Here is a 19,229-nt window from a genome sequence, read left to right on the forward strand (position 1 = left end):
TGATCGTGGGAAGCAGCTGGTTGTCGGGCAGCCGGCATCTTCCCACGATCATGGGGGCGGGGTTACTTGTAGTACATCTCGTCGGCCTCGTCCACCAGGGAACTCTTCGGGGGCTTCGTGGTCGACGGCTTGCCGTGGTCGGTGAGCGTTGTGGTCATCGAGAGCTTCGGCTTGCCCGTGGGGGACAGTTCGATCGTGATCGTCAGGACGTTGCCCTGGGTGTCCGTCGTGGCCTTGAAGGGGGCCTTGCCCATGCCCAGCGTGACGATGCTCGGGGCGCCGATCGGCAGGAAGCCCGGGCCCTTCACGTACGGGTCCACCGTGCCCGAGTACGTTCCGTCGGTGGCGCGCTGCACCGACGTGACGTTGGCCGCGAACTTGGCCAGGCCCGTCGGGTCCGCCGTGTCGAAGTACAGCAGCGGATTGTCCTCGGCGATCCTGGACAGGTCCAGGTGGATCCAGCGCTTGTCGGGCTCCTCGCGCTGGTAGCTGTCCTTGGCGATCACGATGCGGTGGCGGGTGCCGTCCTGGGCGTTGCCCGTGCCGGTGATCGTGGTCGTCGCCTCGAACAGCTTGGCCACCGGGTCGAAGGCGCCGGCGGCCTTCACCGTGCCGCCCTCCGGGAGGGGGCTCTCGACCGTGAAACGGTACGGCGCGGCGTGGGTGCGCCGCAACGCTGCCACGAACTCGTCCTTCGCGGGAGTGCCCGTCGGGGACGGGGGTGCCTGGCTCGCGGCGAACGGTGTGCTCTCCTCGCCGCCCGCGTCGAAGCCCAGGCAGGCCGAGGTGCCCGCCAGCACGGTCGCCGCCAGCGCGAGCATGGCGGCAGCACGAAACGTCACGATGATCCCCCCGTCGGATCGAACCGGCGCGCCAGCGTATCGAAGGCGTACAGGTATCCGCACGCCGTTTGCTCGCGGCGCGGTGGACCGTGCCGGCCGTCGATCGCAGGCGTGGAGATTGACCGGATACAGGCGTATCCGCCGGGCGGAGGATGGGTGTTCTTGCCGGCGGGTACTAGCGTCCAAAGTCATGAGCACCGTTGCGCTGGCCGAAGAGCTGTTGCTGCTCGCCTACGACGACGAGTCGGGGAAGGCGACCGGGTCGACCATCGGGCTCGACCTGGCCATGGCGGCGGCGGTGCTCGTGGAGCTCGCGCTGGCGGCGCGGGTCGTGTACGCGGACGGGATGATCATCGTCCGGGACCAGCGGCCGACCGGGCAGGCCATCGCCGACGAGGTGCTCGGGCGGCTGGCCGCCGACACGCCCCACACGCCCGCGTCGTGGGTGCAGCGGCTGCGGCACGGGCTGCGCGAGCGCCTGCTCGCCGACCTCTGCGCGCGCGGCGTGATCTGCGACGTCGACGAGACCGCGCTCGGGTTCATCCACCTGCACCGGTACCCCACCGTGGACCCGTCGGTCGAGGCGGAGGTCCGCGAGCGGCTCAGCCGGGCGCTCACCGTCGACGAGGTGCCCGACGAGCGGACGGCGGCCCTCGCGGCGCTGGTCGCGGCGGCCCGCATGGAGCCGACGCTGGGCCTGCCCGAGGGCGACCTGGAGGCGGCGCACCAGCGGCTGGAGCAGATCGGCGACGGCGCCGGGTTCGCCGGCGGGGTCAGCCTCGAGGTGTCGACCGTCCGGCCGTCCGTCGCGCTGGTCGTGGGGACGCTGGTGCGCGCCATCCGGACGGCGATGGGCGCCTCGGGCAGATGATCAGGCAGCGGCTGATCAGGCAGCGGCCGGGAGCCAGCCCCGCGTGACCAGGAACTCGCGCAGGGTCTGCTCGTCCGGCGGCGCCATGAGCCGGCGCGGGATGATCGTCGCGGCGATGCGGCCCACGTAGACCACCCAGAACTCGTCGGACTCGACGATCCTGGTCACGCCCTCCCAGGCGATGCCGTGGCTGTCCGTGCCGCTGCGCATCATGATGTTCTCGGCGTCGATCTCGTAGCTGCCGTCGACCGCCATCCCGCCGGCGCGCCGCTTCGCCGCGGCGCGCATCCAGAGCGGGAACAGCATCGACAGCACGCCCACGGCGATGATCGTGGCGAAGACCGGCGACGGGTCGTAGTCGGCGCGCCCGGGCAGCGGCAGGAACAGGCCCAGCAGGCCGAACGCGATCAGCACCAGGCCGATCGTGCGGTATTTTCGCAGGTAGAGGCCGCTCATCAGGGCCGCGACCCGCCCGGCGTAGGCGGGATCGGCGGGGACGTCGAACCGGATGTGCACACACGACCGTACCAGGCCGGGCCGCCTGACATTTCGCGCGGCTCCGTCGTCGGACCCCCGGAACGACACGATCTGGAGGTACGACATGAGCTTCTTTGCACCGGCGACCGCGACCCGGCTGGAGCGCGCGGCGGCCGCCCTGACGGCGAACGGGTTCGGCGCCGAGCTGCTCGACGACGCCGCGGCCGCGCGGCACCGGGTGGGCGAGCTCATCCCGGCGGGCGCCACGGTGTTCACCTCGGCGAGCGAGACGCTGCGGCTGTCGGGCATCGACGAGGACATCAACGCCAGCGGGCGGTACGACGCCGTCCGGCCGCGCGTGCTCGCCATGGACCGGGCCACCGAGGCCGCCGAGATCCGGCGCCTGTCCTGCGGGCCGGACGTCGTGGTCGGCAGCGTCGCCGCGGTCACCGAGACCGGCTCGCTGGTGGTCGCCTCGGCCAGCGGCAGCCAGCTGCCCGCCTACGCCGGCGGGGCCGGGCGGGCGATCTGGATCGTCGGCGCGCAGAAGCTGGTGCCCGACCTGGGCACCGCGCTGCGGCGGGTCGAGGAGCACTCGCTGCCCCTGGAGAGCGCCCGCGCCCAGGCGGTGTACGGGCAGCCGAGCGCCGTCAACCGGCTGCTCGTCCTCAACGCCGAGCTGCACCCGGGCCGCGTGACCGTGCTGCTGCTGCGGGAGGCCATCGGGTTCTGACGGGTCGTGCCGGCCCCCACCCGCACGCCGGCCTCGGCCGGCGCACCCGACGGCCAGCCGGGGGACGCGGCAGCCGGTAGGGTCGGAGGCTGGCAACCGACTGGATGGGATCACCGCGATGGCAAAGATCATCTCCACGCTGTTCATCTCGGCCGACGGTGTGGCCGAGATCGACCCCGACTGGCACTTCCCCTACTTCGACGAGAACATGGGGCGGGCCGTCACCGAGGACTACGACACCGCCGACACGCTGCTCATCGGGCGCGAGACCTACGACAGCTTCGCCGGGGCGTGGCCCGAGCGCGAAGCCGCCGGCGAGGACGACGCCGCGATGGCCAAGCACCTCGGCGACCTGCGCAAGGTGGTCGTATCGCGGCAGCCGCTCGAGTTCACCTGGCGCAACTCCGAGCTGCTCCAGGGCGACCTGCTCGACGGCGCCGCCACGCTCAAGCGCGACGCCGACGTGCGGGGCATCCTGATCCCGGGGTCGCTGTCGGTCGTGCAGCAGCTGCTCGCCGCCGGGCTGGTCGACGAGCTCCGGCTGCTGGTGCACCCGGTCGCCGCCCGCAAGGGGCGCCGGCTGTTCGACGACGGGGACAGCCCGTACCACCTGAAGGTGGCGCTCACCGAGGTGTACCCGACGGGCGTGATCCGGGTGATCTACACCCCGGCCCCGCCGCCCGCCAAGGTCACCTACGACGACGTGAAGGACCAGATCTAGCGGACGCGGCGCGCGGGCGCGGGCCGGGGCCGTTAGGGTGGCGAATCATGGTCCAGGCACCGCCCGTACGGCACATCGGCGTCACGTTGCTTCCACTGGGGCTGGTGTTCCTGGTCGTCGGGGTGTCGACCGCGCTCGCGTACCCGTTCCTGGCGCTGTTCCTCAGCACCGAGGTCCGGGCCAACCCGGTGCAGGTGACCGCGTTCCTCGTCGTCGCGCCGCTGGCCGGGGTGCTGGTCTCCTCCGCGGTCGCGCGGCTGTCGGACCGGCGGGCGGTGCGCCGCGGCCTGCTCGTCACGGCCGCCGCCGCCGGGGCCGCGGGCTCGATCGCGACCGCGTTCGTGCGGGACTACTGGGTCCTGCTCGGGCTCGCCGTGACCGCCACGGCGGTGGCCGGGACGCTGTTCCCGCAGACGTTCGCCTACGCCCGCGAGATCCTGCTGCGTGACGCCCCGACCCGGGCCGCGATGGGGATCAGCACGCTGCGGACGGTGTTCTCGGTCGCCTGGGTCGGCGGGCCGCCGCTCGGCGCGGCGCTGCTGCAGGCCGGCGGATTCGAGCTGGTGTACGGCATCGCCGCGGCCGCCTACCTGGTCGCGGTCGCCGTGGCGGCCCTGTGGCTGAAGCCCTCCGTCCCGATCGCCGAGGGTGCCCCCGAGCCGGCCCACGCGGAGGCCGGTACGCAGGCCGCGCCGCGGTGGAAGCTGTTCGCGCTCGCCGCCGCGTTCACGCTGCTGCAGTGCCCGCTCACCCTGGGCGCCCAGGCGCTGCCGCTGTTCACCAGCCGCGACCTCGGTGGTGAGGTCAGCGACGCCGGGCTGCTGCTCGGCCTGTGCGCGGCCCTGGAGATCCCGTTCATGCTGCTGTTCGGCTGGCTGTCGACCCGGGTGCCGCTGCGGTCGCTGATCCTGGCCGGCGCGGCGTTCGGCGTGACGTACTACGGCATCGCCACCGCCGCCGGCGCGGTCTGGGTGATGCTGGTCGCGCAGCTCGTCAACGCCCTGTTCATCGCCGCGGTGACCGGCCTCGGGATCAGTTTCATGCAGGACCTGCTGCCGACCGAGCCGGGGCGGGCGACGACGCTGTTCACCAACACCTTCCCGATCGGGGCGATGCTGGCCGGGCCGCTGTTCGGGGTGGCACAGCAGTTCGGGTTCCGGCTCGCGTTCGGCATGAGCACCGCCCTGTGCGCGTGCGGCCTACTCGTGCTCCTCGCCGTCCGCCACCGTCGCGCCCCGGAGCCGGCCGAGGCCGTCGCCGCCACCGCTCGCGCCTGACCCCGCCCGCGCCGGGTCGTGGCCCGGGCTGGCCCGAGTTGACGCGGGTGGACGTGGGCGGAGACGTGCAGGTCTTTCGAATTTTTCAGCAGAAGTTGTCGACTTTGCTGCGGAAGTCCCTTAGCGTGACGTAGCACATCGAGGATCGTCGGTCCGCCATATCGACGGTCCTGGTTGCCCGTGCCCGTCTTCGGCGAGCGCGCACGGAGTCCCGGCACTCCGACCCTCTGGAGCGTTCGATGAAACGCTGGACGACCCTCTGTGCCGCCCTGCTCGCGACCGTCGGCCTGGTCCCTGCGAGTCCCGCTCGCGCCGCGGTACCGCCGCAGACGCCCGGTGTCACGCTGCGGGTGTTCGATCTTCAGGTACCCCAGAGCTCGATCTGCACCCTGAAGACCGGCCAGACCCCCAACGTCGACAAGCTCATGCCCACCGTCAACTGGACCACCGCCACCGACTTCGGGCTGGAGGACTACTTCCAGGCCCAGGTCATCGGCAACCTCAACATCACCGCCGCCGGGTCCTACACGTTCCGGCTCACCAGCGACGACGGCTCGCGGCTCGCCGTCGACGGCGCCACCGTCATCAACCACGACGGCCTGCACGGCGCGACCGCCGCCGAGGGCAGCGTCAGCCTCACCACCGGGTACCACGCCCTGCGCATCGACTACTTCGAGCGCACCGGCGGGCAGCAGCTGACCCTGGAGTGGCGCCCGCCGGGCGCGAGCGCCTTCAGCGTGGTCCCGAACGCCAACCTGAGCACCGACGCCGACGTCGTCCGGGTGACCGCGCCCGGCCGCAAGGAGTGCGAGGGCTCGGCCGACAGCCCCGGCGACGGGCTGCCGCTCACGTCGGTGCACCCGGGGTACACCCTGACCAATCTCCGGCCGAACGGCTTCAACCCGCAGGTGAGCGCCATGGACTGGTTCCCCGACGGGCGCCTGGCCATCGCCACCTGGGGCGGCAGCACGATGACCGCCGGGGAGGTGTACATCCTCAGCGGCGTCACCGGTGCCACCTCGCCGGCGCAGGTCACCTACACACGCATCGCGACCGGCCTGCGCGAGCCGATGGGCCTCAAGATCGTCGACGGGATCATCTACGTCTCGCAGAAGCACGAGCTGACCGAGCTGACCGACACCAACGGCGACGGGCAGATCGACCGGTACCGTACCGTCGCCACCTGGCCCTTCGACGGCAACTTCCACGAGTTCGGGTTCGGGCTGCTCTACCAGGACGGGTACTTCTACCTGAACCTGTCCGTGTCGATCAACCAGGGCGGCGCGACGACCGAGCCGCAGGGCTCGCCGAACCGCGGCACCAGCCTGAAGGTCAACCGGTCGACGGGCGCGGTGCAGTACGTGGCCGGCGGCCTGCGCACCCCCGACGGCATCGGCTGGGGCCCGCAGGGCGAGGTGTTCGTCACCGACAACCAGGGTGGCTGGCTGCCCGCCTCGAAGCTGGTGCAGATCAAGCAGGACCGCTTCTTCGGCCACTACACCAACCCCGACGGGCCGTTCGACGGCCAGCCGGTCACCGCGCCGGTCCTCTGGCTGCCGCAGAACGAGATCGCCAACTCGCCGAGCACCCCGCTCGTGCTGCACAGCGGGCCGTTCGCCGGGCAGCTCGCGTTCGGCGACGTGACCTACGGCGGCATCCAGCGCGCTTATCTGGAGAAGATCGGCGGCGAGTACCAGGGCGCCGTGTTCCGGATGACCCAGGGCCTGGAGATGGGCGTCCTGCGCATCAGCGAGGGCCCCGACGGCGCGCTCTACGCGGGCGGGCTCGGCGCCGGCGGCAACTGGGGCCAGGAGGGCAAGCTCACCTACGGCCTGCAGAAGCTGACGCCGAACGGCACCAGCACGTTCGACATCAAGGCGATGCGGGCGGTCCCCGGCGGGTTCGAGCTCGAGTACACCCAGCCCGTCTCGACCACCACCGCCGCCCAGCTGGCGGCGCACTACACGGCCAAACAGTGGCGGTACGTGTCGACGCCGGCCTACGGCGGGCCGAAGGTCGACGAGGAGACGCTGGCCGTCACCTCGGCGACGCTGTCGGCCGACCGGCTGAAGGTGACGATCGGCCTGTCCGGTCTCAAGCCCGGCCGGGTGGTGTACGTGCGCTCGCCCCGGCCGTTCACCTCGACGTCCGGCGCCTCGCTGTGGAGCACCGAGGCGTGGTACACCCTGAACGCCCTCGTCGACGGCACCCTGCCGGCGACCGGCCGGGTCGAGGCCGAGCACGCCGGGCTGAGCGGCAGCGCGTCGGTGGCCACCGACCACGGCGGCTACACGGGCACCGGCTTCGTGGCCGGGTTCGGCAACGCGGGCGCCGCGGCCACGTTCAGCGTCACCGCGCCGGTCGCCGGCGCCTACAGCGTGGCACTGCGCTACAGCAACGGGCCGAACCCGTCGCCCGGGACCAAGACCGTCAGCCTGTACCTCAACGGCGCCAAGGTGAAGCAGGTGCCCCTCGCCAGCACCGGCGACTGGGAGACGTGGTCCACCCAGACCGAGACGCTCACCCTGCGGGCCGGCGGCAACGCCATCGCCTGGAAGGTCGACCCGGGCGACGTCGGGCACGTCAACCTCGACCGCATCGACGTCGGCCCGCCGCCGACCGACCGCACCGGCACGATCACCGGCATCGCCGGCAAGTGCGTCGACGTCAGCAACGCCGGCACCGCCGACGGCACCAAGATCCAGCTGTGGACCTGCAACGGGACGACCGCCCAGAGCTGGACCCGCAGCGGCGACACGCTGCGGGCCGTGGGCAAGTGCCTCGACGTCGACAACGGCGGCACCGCCAACGGCACCAAGGTGCAGCTGTGGACCTGCAACGGCTCCGGCGCCCAGGTCTGGCTGGCCCAGCCCGACGGCACGCTGCGCAACCCGCAGTCCGGCAGGGTGCTCGACGCGGCCGGCGGCGCCTCGGCCGACGGCACGCAGCTGCAGCTGTGGGACGCGGCCGGGGTACCGCAGCAGGTCTGGACGCACAACGGCACGAGCCGGGTCACGCTGTTCAACGGCGGCAACCTCAACGCGTTCGCGAACGCCGACGGGTCCGCGCCGACCTGGCCGGTGTCCGGCGGCTCGGCCGAGGTGCTCGGCGGCGACCTGCGCACCAAGCAGGCCTACGGCGACTTCAAGCTGCACGTCGAGTTCTGGCTGCCGAACCTGCCCGCCGACGTCACCGGCCAGGCCCGGGCCAACAGCGGCATCTACCTCCAGGACCGCTACGAGCTGCAGGTGCTCGACACCTACGGCAAGGCGACCCTGGCGAACAACGACTGCGGCGCGATCTACCTGAAGCGGGCGCCCGACAGCAACCCGGCGACGGCGCCGGAGACCTGGCAGACGTACGACATCACGTTCCGCGCCGCCCGCTGGAGCGGCACCACGAAGACCGAGAACGCCCGGGTCACCGTGGTCTGGAACGGTGTGACCGTCCACAACGACGTGGCGATCGACGGCCCGACCGGCGCCGGCGCCGCGGAGAGTGCCGCGCCGCTGCCGATCCGGCTGCAGGACCACGGCGACCCGGGCGCCAACGTCCGGTACCGCAACATCTGGATCGAACCCGTGTAGGTCCCCGGGTAGTTACCAGCGGAACCAGCCGGCGGCCGCGTACCAGTGGCCGCCGGCGTCCAGGTGGTCCAGCAGCGCACGCCGCAGGGCGGTGTCCCGGGGCAGCCGTGCCCGGGGCACCGCCGGGTCGTCGAAGACGAACGCCAGCGGCAGGTCGTCCTCCGGCGCCGGGCCGCGGTACGCGGGCGTGAACCGGCGCTGGAAGGCGACGATGTTCGAGGACTCCGGCAGTACCCCGGGCAGCTGCGGGTCGAGCAGCCAGGAGTGGCACGCCGCCACCGTGAACGGGGTGTCGTCGAAGAAGGCGTGCGCCTTCTCGAGGGAGTCGTCGACCGCCGCCGGGGTGAGCGGGCCGCGGAAGTCCGGGATGTGCAGCTCCAGCGACGGCGTGCCCGGACCGCCCGGCCCGCCCGCCGCGGCGACCGCGGTGCCGGTGCGGTTGCCGAGGCGGGCCGGCTCGAACTGGAGGCGGCCCAGCTCGACCAGCTCGCCGCGCAGGTGCTTGGCCAGCCACTGCGGGTTGGCGATGCCCGGCACGCCGTGGCGGCGCCGGTGCCGGGTCACCTGCCGCCCCACGTCCCGCAGGGTCGCGGCGGCGACCTCGGGCGGCACGCCGCGCCCGGCGTGGCGGGCCCGGGCGTGCGGGACGGCGGCCACGGCCACGCCGACGTAGAACACCGCCAGGTGCTCCGGCAGCGGCGGCAGGGCGACGCCGGCCAGGGCCGCCCAGACGCAGCGGTCGCGCAGCGCCGCCAGGTCCGGCGGCAGCCGCCGCAGGAGGCGCAGGACGGCGTTGACGTCCTCGTGGGGTACCGCCAGATCCAGCAGCGCGTCGGGCAACGCGGCGTCGCCCGGGAAGACGACGTCGGGGCCTTCCCGGGGCAGGTCGGTCTCGTCGATGTGGGCCATGCTTTCCATTCTGGGCGTTTACCAGCGGATTGTCCGGTGCGGCGTTCGCCGGTCGCAGTGGCAACGGTGGTGGCGGGTACGTAGGGTGTGCCGGTGGACGACGGGCGGATCGACGCGTACCTCGCGCGGATCGGGGCCGGGCGGCCCGCGCGGGCCGACCTCGACGCGCTGCGCGAGCTGCAGCGGGCGCACCTGCTCACGGTGCCGTTCGAGAACCTCAGCATCCACCTCGGCGAACCCATCGTGCTCACCGAGGAGGCGCTCGTCGCGAAGGTCGTCGACCGGCGGCGGGGCGGGTTCTGCTACGAGCTCAACGGGGCGTTCGCGGCGCTGCTCGGCGGGCTCGGGTTCGCCGTCACGCTGCACTCGGCGCGGGTGTGGATCGGCGGGGAGCGGTTCTCGGTGCCGTTCGACCACCTGGCCCTGCTCGTCGACCTCGGCGAGCCGTACCTCGTCGACGTCGGCTTCGGCCGCTTCTCCCAGCAGCCGCTGCGCATCGACGCGCGCGGGCCGCAGCTGTTCCCCGACGGCGAGTACGAGGTCGTCGAGCGGGCGCTGCCCGATCTCGACGTGCGCGGCCCGGCCGGCTGGGAGTACCGCCTCGACCGCCGCCCCTACGACCTCGCCGACTTCACCATGGGCGCCTGGTGGCACCAGAGCTCGCCCGACTCCCACTTCACGCGCTCCCTGACCTGCTCGCTGGTCACCCCGGACGGCCGCGTGACGCTCAGCGGCACGAAGCTGGTGACGACCCGGGCCGGCGAGCGGACGGAGGAGGAGCTCAGCGATTCGCAGACGCTCCAGGTGTACCGCGAACGCTTCGGCATCTCCATGGACCGTGTCCCGCGGGTCCGGGCGCGATGACCCTGTCCCTGCACCGCAGCCGCCGCTCGCTGGTGCTCGGCGTGCTCGTGGTGGTGGGCGGCCTGGCCGCCGCCGTGTGCGCGGCCGGCGCGGTGAACACGCTCACCACCGTCTTCTACGGCGTCTTCGCCGGGGTCGCCCTGCTCCTCGGCGCCGTGCTGGTCCGCGACGAGCTGCGCCCGTTCCGGTTCGAGATCGGCCCCGACGGCCTCACGCTGCCCGACGGGCTCGTGCCGTGGGCCGGGATCGAGGCGGTCGAGCTGGACGAGCCGGTGTCCGGGCCCGGCGGCCCCTACCTGCGGCTGGTGCCGCCCGACCGGGTCGTGCTCAGGCTCGACGACGTCCGCGAGCGCACGGCCGACGTCGTGGCCGCGCTGACCGCGCACGCCGGGGACCGCTTCACCGACGCGCCCGCCGAGCGCCGCGCGATCCTCGGCGCGACCGACTTCCCGGTGGTGCTGCGCGGATACGACCAGGCCCACGTGAACGCGCTGCTGCGCCTGGCCGCCGACGCGCTGCGCCCGGGCGGCGAGGCCGACCGCCGCGCCGCGAAGGACGCGGTGGACGCGACCGACATCCCGCGCGCCGGCCGCGGCTACGCCCCGGACGCCGTCGACCGTGCCCTGCGCGCCCTGTCGGTGCGCCTCAGGTGAGGCGGCGCAGCGTCTCGGCGTCCTCGGTGCCCTCGTAGAAGCGGTCCAGCACCCGCTGGAACAGCGGCTGGCCCGGCTGCGCCCGGTGGAACAGCGTCATCGACGAGCGCAGCTTCAGCGCGTCGACGTCGCCGAGGATCCGGGCCGCCGTGTGCCCGGTGTCGGCCAGCAGGAGCCCGGCGCACTCCAGCAGTCGCGGGCCGAGCACCGGGTGCTCCAGGTAGGCGCGGGCCTCCTCGAGCGAGCCGATCGCGTAGCGCTGCGACATCTCGCTGAAGCCCAGCCCGGCCACCTGCGGGAAGATGTACCACATCCAGTGCCCGGTCTTGCGGGCCCGGCCCAGCTCGGCGACGACCTGGTCGTAGACGCCGGACTGGGCATGGGCGAACCGGGACAGGTCGTACGGGTCCTCCACGTCGCCCACCTTAGCCGCCGAGGATGGCGGCGAACCGCTCCTCGGCCAGGTCGAGCTGGCGGTAGATGTGCTGCTTCACCAGCCGGGACAGCGGGGTGTCCGGGCGGGCGACCAGCTCGCGGAAGACCGGGACCAGCGGGCGGTACTTCGCCGCCGACCGCGCCACCTTCGGGCCCGTGGTGTGGATGACGCCGACGCCGTTGTCGGTGAAGTCGGAGACCTTGATGACCCGGGCCCAGGGCTCGCGGTCGAGGCTCTCCTGGACGTGCTCGCGGTACTGCTCGTGCTTGTCCCGGTCCGGGTCGTACTCCGGGTTCGTCACCGCCGCCACCAGCTGCGCGGTGCGGGCGCCGAACCGCTCGCCCAGCACGGCCAGGGCCTCCTGCGCCGTCGCGCCCGCGCGGCCGGCCAGCTCGTCGGGGTGGTCCTCGACGGAGTCGTGCAGCAGGCCGGCGACGATGACGTCGACGTCGTCGACCTCGTAGTGGTGGGCGATGCGGATCGCCACCCGCAGCAGGTGGTTCAGGTACGGCTCGCGGACCCGCCGGTCGTCGCGGTGCAGGTCGGCGGCGAGCGCCAGGGCGGCGTCCAGCCGCGCCCGGGCGGCCTCGTCGAAGCGCTGGGTCTCCAGCCGGAACCGCTCGCGCAGCCCGGCCTCCCCGTAGATCTCCGTGATCGCATGCATCGGCATCGTCGCGAGGTACGCCGGAACATCCATGCGCCCACTTATAGCTGATCTATGCCCGCTCGGATCCCCGCGCCACGCTGGTGGGAGCGCGCTCGGCAGCACGGGCCGGCTCCGCGCACCGTGCGGCCTCCGTCAGGATGGGGACCATGACCACCGACGCCGTGCGGATCCGCCCCATGACCACCGAGGACCGGCCCGGGATGCGCCTGTCGACGCAGGCCGCGTTCGACGACCTTCAGGTCCGGCTCGGGGCGCGGGACACGGGCGGGCCCAGCGCGTCCGGCGCCGCCATCATCGGCGGCCTCCTCGACCACGACGCCGGCGGCGCCTGGGTCGCCGAGGCGGACGGGCGCATCTGCGGCGCCGCGCTGGCCGGGGTGCGGGAGGGACTCTGGTACCTCGCGCATCTGCACGTCGCCCCCGGCCACCAGGGGCAGGGCGTCGGGCGGCGGCTGCTCGCGGCCGCCCTCGGCCACGGCCCTGCCCCGCGCGGCCGGCTGCTGCACTCGTCGCTCGACCCCCAGGCGATGTACCGCTACCAGCGCTCCGGCTTCGCGCTCGAGCCCGCCGTCGAGGCGTTCGGCACGGTCCGCCGGTCGGCGCTGCCGGCCGCGACCGGCGTGCGGGCCGGCGACGCCGCCGACCTCGGGTTCGCCGCGGACGTCGACCGGGCGCAGCGCGGCGCCGCGCACGGCACCGACCTGGAGGCGATCCTCGGCGCGGGCGCGCGGCTGCTCGTGCACGACGGCGGGTACGCGCTGCTGGACCCCGGCCCGGTCCTGCTCGCCGCGACGAGCGTGGAGGCGGCCGCCGCGCTGCTGTGGGCCGCGCTCGCCGAGACGGACGGCCCCACCACCGTCCCCGTCCTGCGGGCCGGGCAGGACTGGGCGGTCGACGTCGTACACCGCGCGGGGCTGCGGCTGCGCCCGACCGGCCCGCTCGCCCGGGCCGGGACGCCGGCACCGATGACGACGTACCTGCCGCACCCGGGAGTGCTCTAGCGCGGCGTCCACCAACGTCCGCCGCGCCCCCGCGCCGCGCCCCCGCGCCCGGCCCCCGTGCGCGCCATCCCGGCGACCCGGGGCAACGCCGGCCGGCGGTCGGGGACGCCGCGACTAGCCCCAATGCCGGGTAGTTAAGGTGCCGGGTCGGTTGTCAAGGCTGGCCCGGCGAGGATGTTGATGTTGATGGTGGTTTGGTAGGTGCGGCGGTCGATGTTGGGTCCGCGGGCGTTGTATTTGGAGATGGCGCGTTTGACGGTGCGGGTGTTGAGGCGTAGTCGCCGGTCGGGGAGCAGGTTGTTGAGGATGTGGCGGCCGATGGTGCCGGCGAGGTCGATGGTGGTGTCGGCGATGACGCCGGCGGCTTGGATGAGCTGGTCGCGGGCGGTGTGCAGGGCGGTGGTGAAGCTGGCTCGGTCGGGGTCGAGGCCGGGGATGGTGTTGGTGGCGTCGGTCATGGCGGTGCGCAGGGCCTGGTAGGTGATGAGCAGGGCGTAAATTTCCTGGTCGACACCGGTTGGGGTGCGGGCGCGCAGGACGCGGCCGCCGAGGATGCTGGATTTCATTTCCAGGTAGGCGGTTTCGATCTCCCAGCGTTCGTGGTAGAGGCGGATGAGCGCGGCGGCGGGGTGGCGGTGTTCGTCGAGCAGGCTGGTGACGAGGCGGTAGGTGCCGGTGTGTGTTCCGCCGCTGGTGGTGATGGTGATTTCGGCGTCGACGACCCGCACGAGGCGGCCGCCGAAGGTGGAGCGGTAGGAGCCGTCGCGGTGGCGGCGGAGGACGGGCAGTTTCGGCCCTTTGGCGGAGTGCTTGACCCGGACGAGCAGGTGGGCGCCGGTGTCGGTGATCTTGGTGATCAGCTTGCCGGCGGCGAAGTTGCGGTCAGCGAGCAGCAGCATGCCAGGGGTGAACGCTCGCAGCAGATGTTGCGCGTAGGTGGTTTCACCGTGAGTGGCCGGGCCGTGCACGGCGTCGATGATGCTGCGGGTGCCGCAGGCCACCACGGCGAGCAGCCGCAGCGTCGGGTAGCTGCCGCCGCCGCAGCGGCCGCCGCGCTGTTTGACGAACCTGGTCAGGTTCGCCGGGCTGTCCGGCACGGCCATGATCGTGCCGTCGATCGCGCAGACCAGCAGCCCCCGCCAGCGTGCTTGCCCCGCGGTCGTGGCGGCCGGGCCGCGCAGCAGCTCGAACAGCGCCCGCAGCGGTGCGGGACCCAGCCGGCGGCGGGCCTGACGCAACGCGGCCTCGGTGACCGTGGGCAGGTCCAAGCCGCCCAACCCGACGAGCCCGCCGACGAGGCGCTGCCAGACCTGCCGATAGCCCTGACCGGCGAACAGGCACCCGGCCAGCAGCAGGTACACCACCACCCGGGCGGGCAGATCACGAACCCGCCGCTGCACAGTCCGGGTCTCGGCCAGGACCGCATCGACCATCTCGAACGGCACCTGCTGCGTCAGCTCGCCCAAATGACCCGGCGCAAACCGACCCGCAGCAACCCGCACCGGGCGGGTCATGGCACACTCATCCAACGGCGGGGCTCCCGGTTCAAGGCTGTCTTGGAGTGACAAACCTTGATACCCGGAACCCCGCCACCCGTGTCTCAAGACACGCTTGACACCCGCCACCAACCCTTAACTACCCGGCATTGCGACTAGCCCTTGGTCGGGTCCACGCCGTCGAGGAACGCCCGCGCCATGGCCTCGGTGCGGACCGCGCCGATCGCGGCCGACCAGCGCTCCACCTCGGCGGCCAGGGCGACCGCGCCGGCCTCGTCGCCGGTGTCGCGGGCCAGCACCGCCAGGAGCAGTTGCTGGGACAGCGTCCCGGGCACGTTGCCGGCGGCCGCGCCGGCCGCAGTCGCGTCCCGCCAGCGCTCCAGGGCCAGCGCGTGGTCGCCGGCGTCGTGGTCGTGGTCGCCGAGGTGCCGCAGGGCCTCGCGGCGCAGCAGCGGGTCGGCGCCGGACGCGGCGAGCGCGGCCGTGTAGTGCGCCGGCGCGGCGTCGCGGTCGCCGAGGACGTTGTCGGCGATCAGGCCGAGGTACATGCTGGCCCACCCGCGGCGCGTCTCGTCGGGCGCCGCCTCCAGCAGCGCCAGCGCCCGCTGTCGCAGCACTTCGGATGCATCATCCTTGATGCATCCGTCCTGATGCATCAAAACGGATGCATCAGTGGGCGTACCGGGGTGGCGCAGCTGCCGGGCGTAGGTGTCACGCAGGCGGAGGAAGCCGACGTCCCATCCGTCGCCGTCGACCTTCGCGAGGGCGTCGGGCGCACAGGAGGTACCGGTGAACCAGTCACGCTCGACGGAAACCCCCGCGGCGGCGAGGAGCAGGCGCGGATCGTCGCTGCCCGAGGCGTGCAGCAGGTCGAGCGCGAGCGGCCAGCGGCCGGCCAGGGACAGGGCGTGGGCCGCGGCGACGACGGATGCGACGGGGATGTTGACGGTGTCGGTCATGTCCCGGCACGGTAGTAATCGCAAAAACTATCCACAAGAAAACTATCTCCGGGAGGGTGCCGTGCGGGACGAGGCGGACCGGCTGGTCGAGGTGTGGGAGCGCGAGCTCGACTGGCTCGACCCCGTCGCCGAGGCCATCTTCGTGCGGCTCGCGGTGCTGGCCCGGCACATGACCCAGGCCCGGCGCGACGGGCTGGTGCGCGGCGGGCTCGACCACGGCCAGTTCAAGGTGCTGCTGGTGCTGCGCCGGCTGGGCCCGCCGTACACCACCAGCCCCTCGCACCTGGCGGATCTCCTCGGCCTCACGCGCGGGGCACTCTCGGCGCGGCTCGGGCCGATCGAGGAGGCCGGATGGATCACCCGCGGGCCGGCCGGGCCCGACCGGCGGCGGGTCGCGGTGCGGCTGACCGAGGCGGGCAGCGCCGTGTTCGAGCGGCACGCGGCGGCCGAGGGGCAGGCCGAGGCGGCGCTGCTCGCCGGGCTGACCCCGGCCGAGCGGCAGACCCTGGCCGACCTGCTGCGGAAGGTCGTGACGGGTACGGGCGTCGAGGCCGTCGACGGGGCATCAGCCGCAACGGGTGGGGTACCCGGACCGCACGCACGGTGAGCATGGGTGGCATGACGAACGGAACGGTGCTGGTGACCGGGGGAAGCCGGGGGATCGGGGCGGCCATCGCGACCCGGCTGGCGAAGGACGGGTACGGGGTGGTGGTCAACTACGCGACCGACGCGGAGGGCGCCACCACCGTGGTCCGGGAGATCTCGCAGGCCGGTGGGCGGGCCGCCGCCGTGCAGGCCGACGTCGCCGACGCCGGACAGGTGGCGGCGATGTTCGAGAAGGCCGGCGCCTTCGGCGAGCCGTTGGTGGCGCTCGTCAACAACGCCGCCTCCATGGGGCAGGAGGCGCCCATGGAGAACCAGCAGGCCGAGGCCCTGGCCCGGGTGGTCCAGACGAACGTGGTCGGGCCGGCACTGTGCGCCAAGCACGCGATCCGGACCATGTCGAAGAAGCACGGCGGGACGGGCGGCAGCATCGTCAACGTGGCCTCGATGGCCGGGCACACGGGCGGCCTGCCCAACCTGGTGCCGTACTCGGCGACGAAGGGCGCCGTCATCGCCATGACCAAGGGCCTGGCCGGCGAGGTGGCCGCGGACGGCATCCGGGTCAACAGCGTCTCGCCGGGCGTCATCGACACCGAGATGTCCGACCGCCCGGCCGCCCGGCAGCTCGCCGAGTCCTCCCCGATGGGCCGGATGGGCCACCCGGCCGAGGTGGCGGCGGCCGTGTCGTTCCTGGTCTCCGACGCCGCCTCGTTCGTGACGGGCACCGACCTCACGGTCTCCGGCGGCCGCTGACCGGGCCCCGCCCGCATGCGCTACCGTCCATCGACGGCGGCGCGTGCGAAGGGGGCGGGGATGGCGGATCCGGAGTGGGTCCGGCTCGACCCCGGTGCGGACGTCCGCCGCCAGCTGACCGAGGCCTGCCGGGACCGGCGGGTCGTCGTCTGCGCGGACGGCGCGGGCCGGCTGCGCGTCGAGGCCGGCGACATCCGCGCGGTCGCGCTGTCGCTGGCGTCGGCCGGCGAGCCGTTCGGGCTGCGCCTGGCCGGCGCCGCGGTCGCCGGGCGCCTCGACCTGAGCGCCGCCGACGTCCCGGCGCCGCTGCACCTGCTGAGCTGTGCCTTCGCCGAGGCGCCGGTGTTCGAGGGCGCGCGGCTGCACGAGCTGACGATCGCGACCGCCGTGCCGGGGGCCGCGATGCCCCGGCCGCGGCCGTCGGAGCTGCCGGGGCTGCTCGCCAACGGCCTGTCCACCCGCCGGGACGTGGTCCTGTCCGGCAGTACCGTCCGCGGCGCCCACCGGACGCCGTCGTCGCTGACCAGGTCGTCGGCCGTCTGGCTCACCGAGGCCCGGATCGGCGGGCGGCTGCTCGCCGTCGGCACCGTCATCGAGGCCACCGGCGACCGCGCGATGCAGTGCGACCGCACCAGCGTGGCCGGCGACGTCCGGCTCGTGCAGGGCTTCCGGGCCACCGGCGAGGTCCGGCTCCTTGCCATGCGCCTCGGCGGCTCCCTCGACCTCACCGCCGCGTCCCTGCTGCCGGGCAACTTCCGGGCGCTGGACCTCGCCGAGGCCACCGTCGGCGGCAGCGTCTTCATCCTCGACGACCCGGACCTCCGGCTGCGCCCGCGCATCCACGGCCGGGTCGAGCTGGGCCGCACCGTCGTCAACGGCCGGATCCTGATCCGCAACGCCGACCTGCGCTCGCCACCGCCCGGCTCGGGTCTGCACGACTACAACCCGGCCGAGGCCGACGAGCGCACCGTCCTGCTCGCGCCCCGGCTCACCGTCCACGGCGACGTCACGGTCGAGCCGGACACCGCGATCCACGGCGCGCTGACGCTCGCCGGCGCGGACCTCGCCGGCGGGCTCCAGCTGAGCGGTGTCCAGCTGTGGAACCCCGGCGGCCGGGCGCTGGACCTGTCCCGCGCGACGCTCGGCGCCGGGCTGCGCCTCACCGACGCGCTCGTCGAGGGCACGGTGTCGGTGGCCAACGCCCGGATCGGCGGGCCGGTCGAGCTCACCGGCGCCCGGCTGCGCGAGCCGGCCGGCCACCGCTGCGTCGACGGCGTCGGGGTGACCGTGGACGGCGACCTGCAGATGGCGGGGGTCGCCACGCGCGGCGGTTCGGTCCGGCTGCGTGGCGCGCGGATCGGCGGCGTCGTCGCGGCCGAGGGCGCCGACCTGCGGCATTCCGGCGGCAAGACGCTCGACCTCGACCAGGCGATCGTCGCGGGCAACGTCCGCCTGTGCCAGGGTTTCGCGTCGGAGGGCGTCGTGGTGCTGAACCGCGCGGTGGTCGAGGGCCGCCTGCGGTGCGACGACGCCACGCTGTCCTGGACCGGCCCGCCCGCCCCGGACAACCCGCGCGGTGCCGCCTTCGAGGCGATCTCCGCCACCTTCCGGGGCGGCCTCGGGCTGGGCTGGCGGATCGGCGCCGGCGGCGTGGACCTGTCCGGCGTGCAGGCCGCCTTCCTGGCCGACCGGCCGGGGGACTGGCCGCGCGACACCTACCTGGACGGCTTCACCTACCAGCGCTTCGCGGCACCCGACAACGGCACCGGCGCCGGCACGTGGGACGCCGAGGCCCGGATCGGCTGGCTGGCCGGGCTGACGCCGTTCGACCCGGGCAGCTGGGAGCAGGCGGCCCGGGTCGTGCGGGCCAACGGGGACCAGCGCGGCGCCGACCGGATCGTCATCGCCCGCGACCGGCACGCGCGCCGCCGCGGGCCGCGGTTCTCCCGGCGGCCCCTCGCGTACGTCGTCGACGTGCTCAAGGAGTGGCTCGTCGGCTACGGGCACCGCCCGTCGCGTGCCCTCGTCGCCCTGATCGCGCTGGTCGCCGTCATCGGCGGGGCGCTGAGCCTGCCCGCGGTCAGCGAGCAGATGCGAACCGGTGCCGGCGGTGTGGTCTACTCACCGACCCGTGCGGTGTCGGGTCCGGCGCCCCTCGCGGGGCCGTGCGGCGGGGGCTCGGTGCGCTGCTTCGAGGCCTGGTCCTACGCCGTCGACACCGTGGTGCCGGTCATCGATCTGAAGCAGCGGTCCACCTGGCACCCGGGCGGGCAATGGCTCGCACGAATGCTGAACCTGTGCACGATCCTGGGATGGATCGCCTCGACGTTCTTCGTGCTGAGCTTCGCGCGGCTGGGCCGGTCGGCGGCCGGGTGACCCG

At 73.6% G+C, this 19,229-nt stretch carries 18 protein-coding genes; 11 read left to right on the forward strand and 7 right to left on the reverse strand.

Annotation, left to right across the window (positions count from 1 at the left end; translation table 11 throughout):
- Positions 1-62 precede the first annotated feature (62 nt).
- Positions 63-842 carry a hypothetical protein gene (locus ABZS66_RS24645; RefSeq protein WP_354761396.1) on the reverse strand — a complete coding sequence of 260 codons (780 nt, stop codon included), beginning with the start codon at positions 840-842 and terminating at the stop codon, positions 63-65.
- 190 nt (positions 843-1,032) lie between these two features.
- On the opposite strand from ABZS66_RS24645, the gene ABZS66_RS24650 reads away from it, so the two are divergent.
- Positions 1,033-1,713: a GPP34 family phosphoprotein gene (locus ABZS66_RS24650; RefSeq protein WP_354761398.1), complete on the forward strand. Its 681-nt coding sequence runs from the start codon at positions 1,033-1,035 to the stop codon at positions 1,711-1,713.
- Between the two features lie 15 nt (positions 1,714-1,728).
- On the opposite strand, the gene ABZS66_RS24655 is transcribed toward ABZS66_RS24650, so the two are convergent.
- Positions 1,729-2,229 (reverse strand): YcxB family protein, encoded by a 501-nt coding sequence (locus ABZS66_RS24655; protein ID WP_354761400.1) that lies wholly within the window; start codon positions 2,227-2,229, stop codon positions 1,729-1,731.
- Between the two features lie 85 nt (positions 2,230-2,314).
- On the opposite strand from ABZS66_RS24655, the gene ABZS66_RS24660 reads away from it, so the two are divergent.
- From ABZS66_RS24660 to ABZS66_RS24675, 4 genes are all read left to right on the forward strand, one after another.
- On the forward strand, positions 2,315-2,923 hold the full coding sequence (locus ABZS66_RS24660) for an LUD domain-containing protein (protein WP_354761402.1): 609 nt from the start codon (positions 2,315-2,317) through the stop codon (positions 2,921-2,923).
- Positions 2,924-3,041: 118 nt separating this feature from the next.
- Positions 3,042-3,644 (forward strand): dihydrofolate reductase family protein, encoded by a 603-nt coding sequence (locus tag ABZS66_RS24665; protein ID WP_354761404.1) that lies wholly within the window; start codon positions 3,042-3,044, stop codon positions 3,642-3,644.
- A gap of 47 nt (positions 3,645-3,691) precedes the next feature.
- Positions 3,692-4,921 (forward strand): sugar efflux transporter, encoded by a 1,230-nt coding sequence (locus ABZS66_RS24670; RefSeq protein WP_354761406.1) that lies wholly within the window; start codon positions 3,692-3,694, stop codon positions 4,919-4,921.
- Positions 4,922-5,160: 239 nt separating this feature from the next.
- Positions 5,161-8,508 (forward strand): family 16 glycoside hydrolase, encoded by a 3,348-nt coding sequence (locus ABZS66_RS24675; protein ID WP_354761408.1) that lies wholly within the window; start codon positions 5,161-5,163, stop codon positions 8,506-8,508.
- 12 nt (positions 8,509-8,520) lie between these two features.
- Here ABZS66_RS24675 and ABZS66_RS24680 read toward each other — a convergent pair whose 3' ends face one another.
- Positions 8,521-9,417, reverse strand: coding sequence for an acyltransferase domain-containing protein (locus ABZS66_RS24680; protein ID WP_354761410.1), 897 nt, complete (start codon positions 9,415-9,417; stop codon positions 8,521-8,523).
- A 93-nt stretch (positions 9,418-9,510) separates the two neighbouring features.
- Between ABZS66_RS24680 and ABZS66_RS24685 the strand changes: the two genes are divergently transcribed.
- Positions 9,511-10,281 carry an arylamine N-acetyltransferase gene (locus tag ABZS66_RS24685; RefSeq protein ID WP_354761412.1) on the forward strand — a complete coding sequence of 257 codons (771 nt, stop codon included), beginning with the start codon at positions 9,511-9,513 and terminating at the stop codon, positions 10,279-10,281.
- A complete protein-coding gene (locus tag ABZS66_RS24690) occupies positions 10,278-10,934 on the forward strand; it encodes a hypothetical protein (RefSeq protein WP_354761414.1) in 657 nt (218 codons plus the stop codon). Before ABZS66_RS24685 ends, ABZS66_RS24690 begins: the two co-directional genes overlap by 4 nt.
- On the opposite strand, the gene ABZS66_RS24695 is transcribed toward ABZS66_RS24690, so the two are convergent.
- Together ABZS66_RS24695 and ABZS66_RS24700 are read right to left on the reverse strand one after the other, a co-directional pair.
- A complete protein-coding gene (locus tag ABZS66_RS24695) occupies positions 10,927-11,349 on the reverse strand; it encodes a DUF1810 domain-containing protein (protein ID WP_354761416.1) in 423 nt (140 codons plus the stop codon). The two genes, ABZS66_RS24690 and ABZS66_RS24695, sit on opposite strands and share 8 nt — an antisense overlap.
- A gap of 10 nt (positions 11,350-11,359) precedes the next feature.
- On the reverse strand, positions 11,360-12,067 hold the full coding sequence (locus ABZS66_RS24700) for an HD domain-containing protein (protein ID WP_354761418.1): 708 nt from the start codon (positions 12,065-12,067) through the stop codon (positions 11,360-11,362).
- Positions 12,068-12,183: 116 nt separating this feature from the next.
- Between ABZS66_RS24700 and ABZS66_RS24705 the strand changes: the two genes are divergently transcribed.
- A complete protein-coding gene (locus ABZS66_RS24705; RefSeq protein WP_354761420.1) occupies positions 12,184-13,038 on the forward strand; it encodes a GNAT family N-acetyltransferase in 855 nt (284 codons plus the stop codon).
- Positions 13,039-13,172: 134 nt separating this feature from the next.
- On the opposite strand, the gene ABZS66_RS24710 is transcribed toward ABZS66_RS24705, so the two are convergent.
- Positions 13,173-14,504, reverse strand: coding sequence for an IS4 family transposase (locus tag ABZS66_RS24710; protein WP_354761422.1), 1,332 nt, complete (start codon positions 14,502-14,504; stop codon positions 13,173-13,175).
- Between the two features lie 185 nt (positions 14,505-14,689).
- Positions 14,690-15,493, reverse strand: a complete 804-nt coding sequence (locus ABZS66_RS24715; RefSeq protein WP_354761424.1) for a hypothetical protein — start codon at positions 15,491-15,493, stop codon at positions 14,690-14,692.
- A 61-nt stretch (positions 15,494-15,554) separates the two neighbouring features.
- On the opposite strand from ABZS66_RS24715, the gene ABZS66_RS24720 reads away from it, so the two are divergent.
- From ABZS66_RS24720 to ABZS66_RS24730, 3 genes are read left to right on the forward strand one after another with little or no spacing between them, the layout of a single operon-like run.
- Positions 15,555-16,100 (forward strand): MarR family transcriptional regulator, encoded by a 546-nt coding sequence (locus ABZS66_RS24720; protein ID WP_354761425.1) that lies wholly within the window; start codon positions 15,555-15,557, stop codon positions 16,098-16,100.
- An 11-nt stretch (positions 16,101-16,111) separates the two neighbouring features.
- A complete protein-coding gene (locus tag ABZS66_RS24725) occupies positions 16,112-16,849 on the forward strand; it encodes an SDR family oxidoreductase (RefSeq protein WP_354761427.1) in 738 nt (245 codons plus the stop codon).
- A gap of 60 nt (positions 16,850-16,909) precedes the next feature.
- The gene (locus ABZS66_RS24730) at positions 16,910-19,225 is read left to right on the forward strand and encodes a hypothetical protein (protein WP_354761429.1); all 2,316 of its coding nucleotides are present in this window, start codon (positions 16,910-16,912) and stop codon (positions 19,223-19,225) included.
- Positions 19,226-19,229: the final 4 nt, after the last annotated feature.

Origin of the sequence: Dactylosporangium sp. NPDC005572, from assembly GCF_040605515.1 — a bacterium.
Classification (GTDB): domain Bacteria; phylum Actinomycetota; class Actinomycetes; order Mycobacteriales; family Micromonosporaceae; genus Dactylosporangium.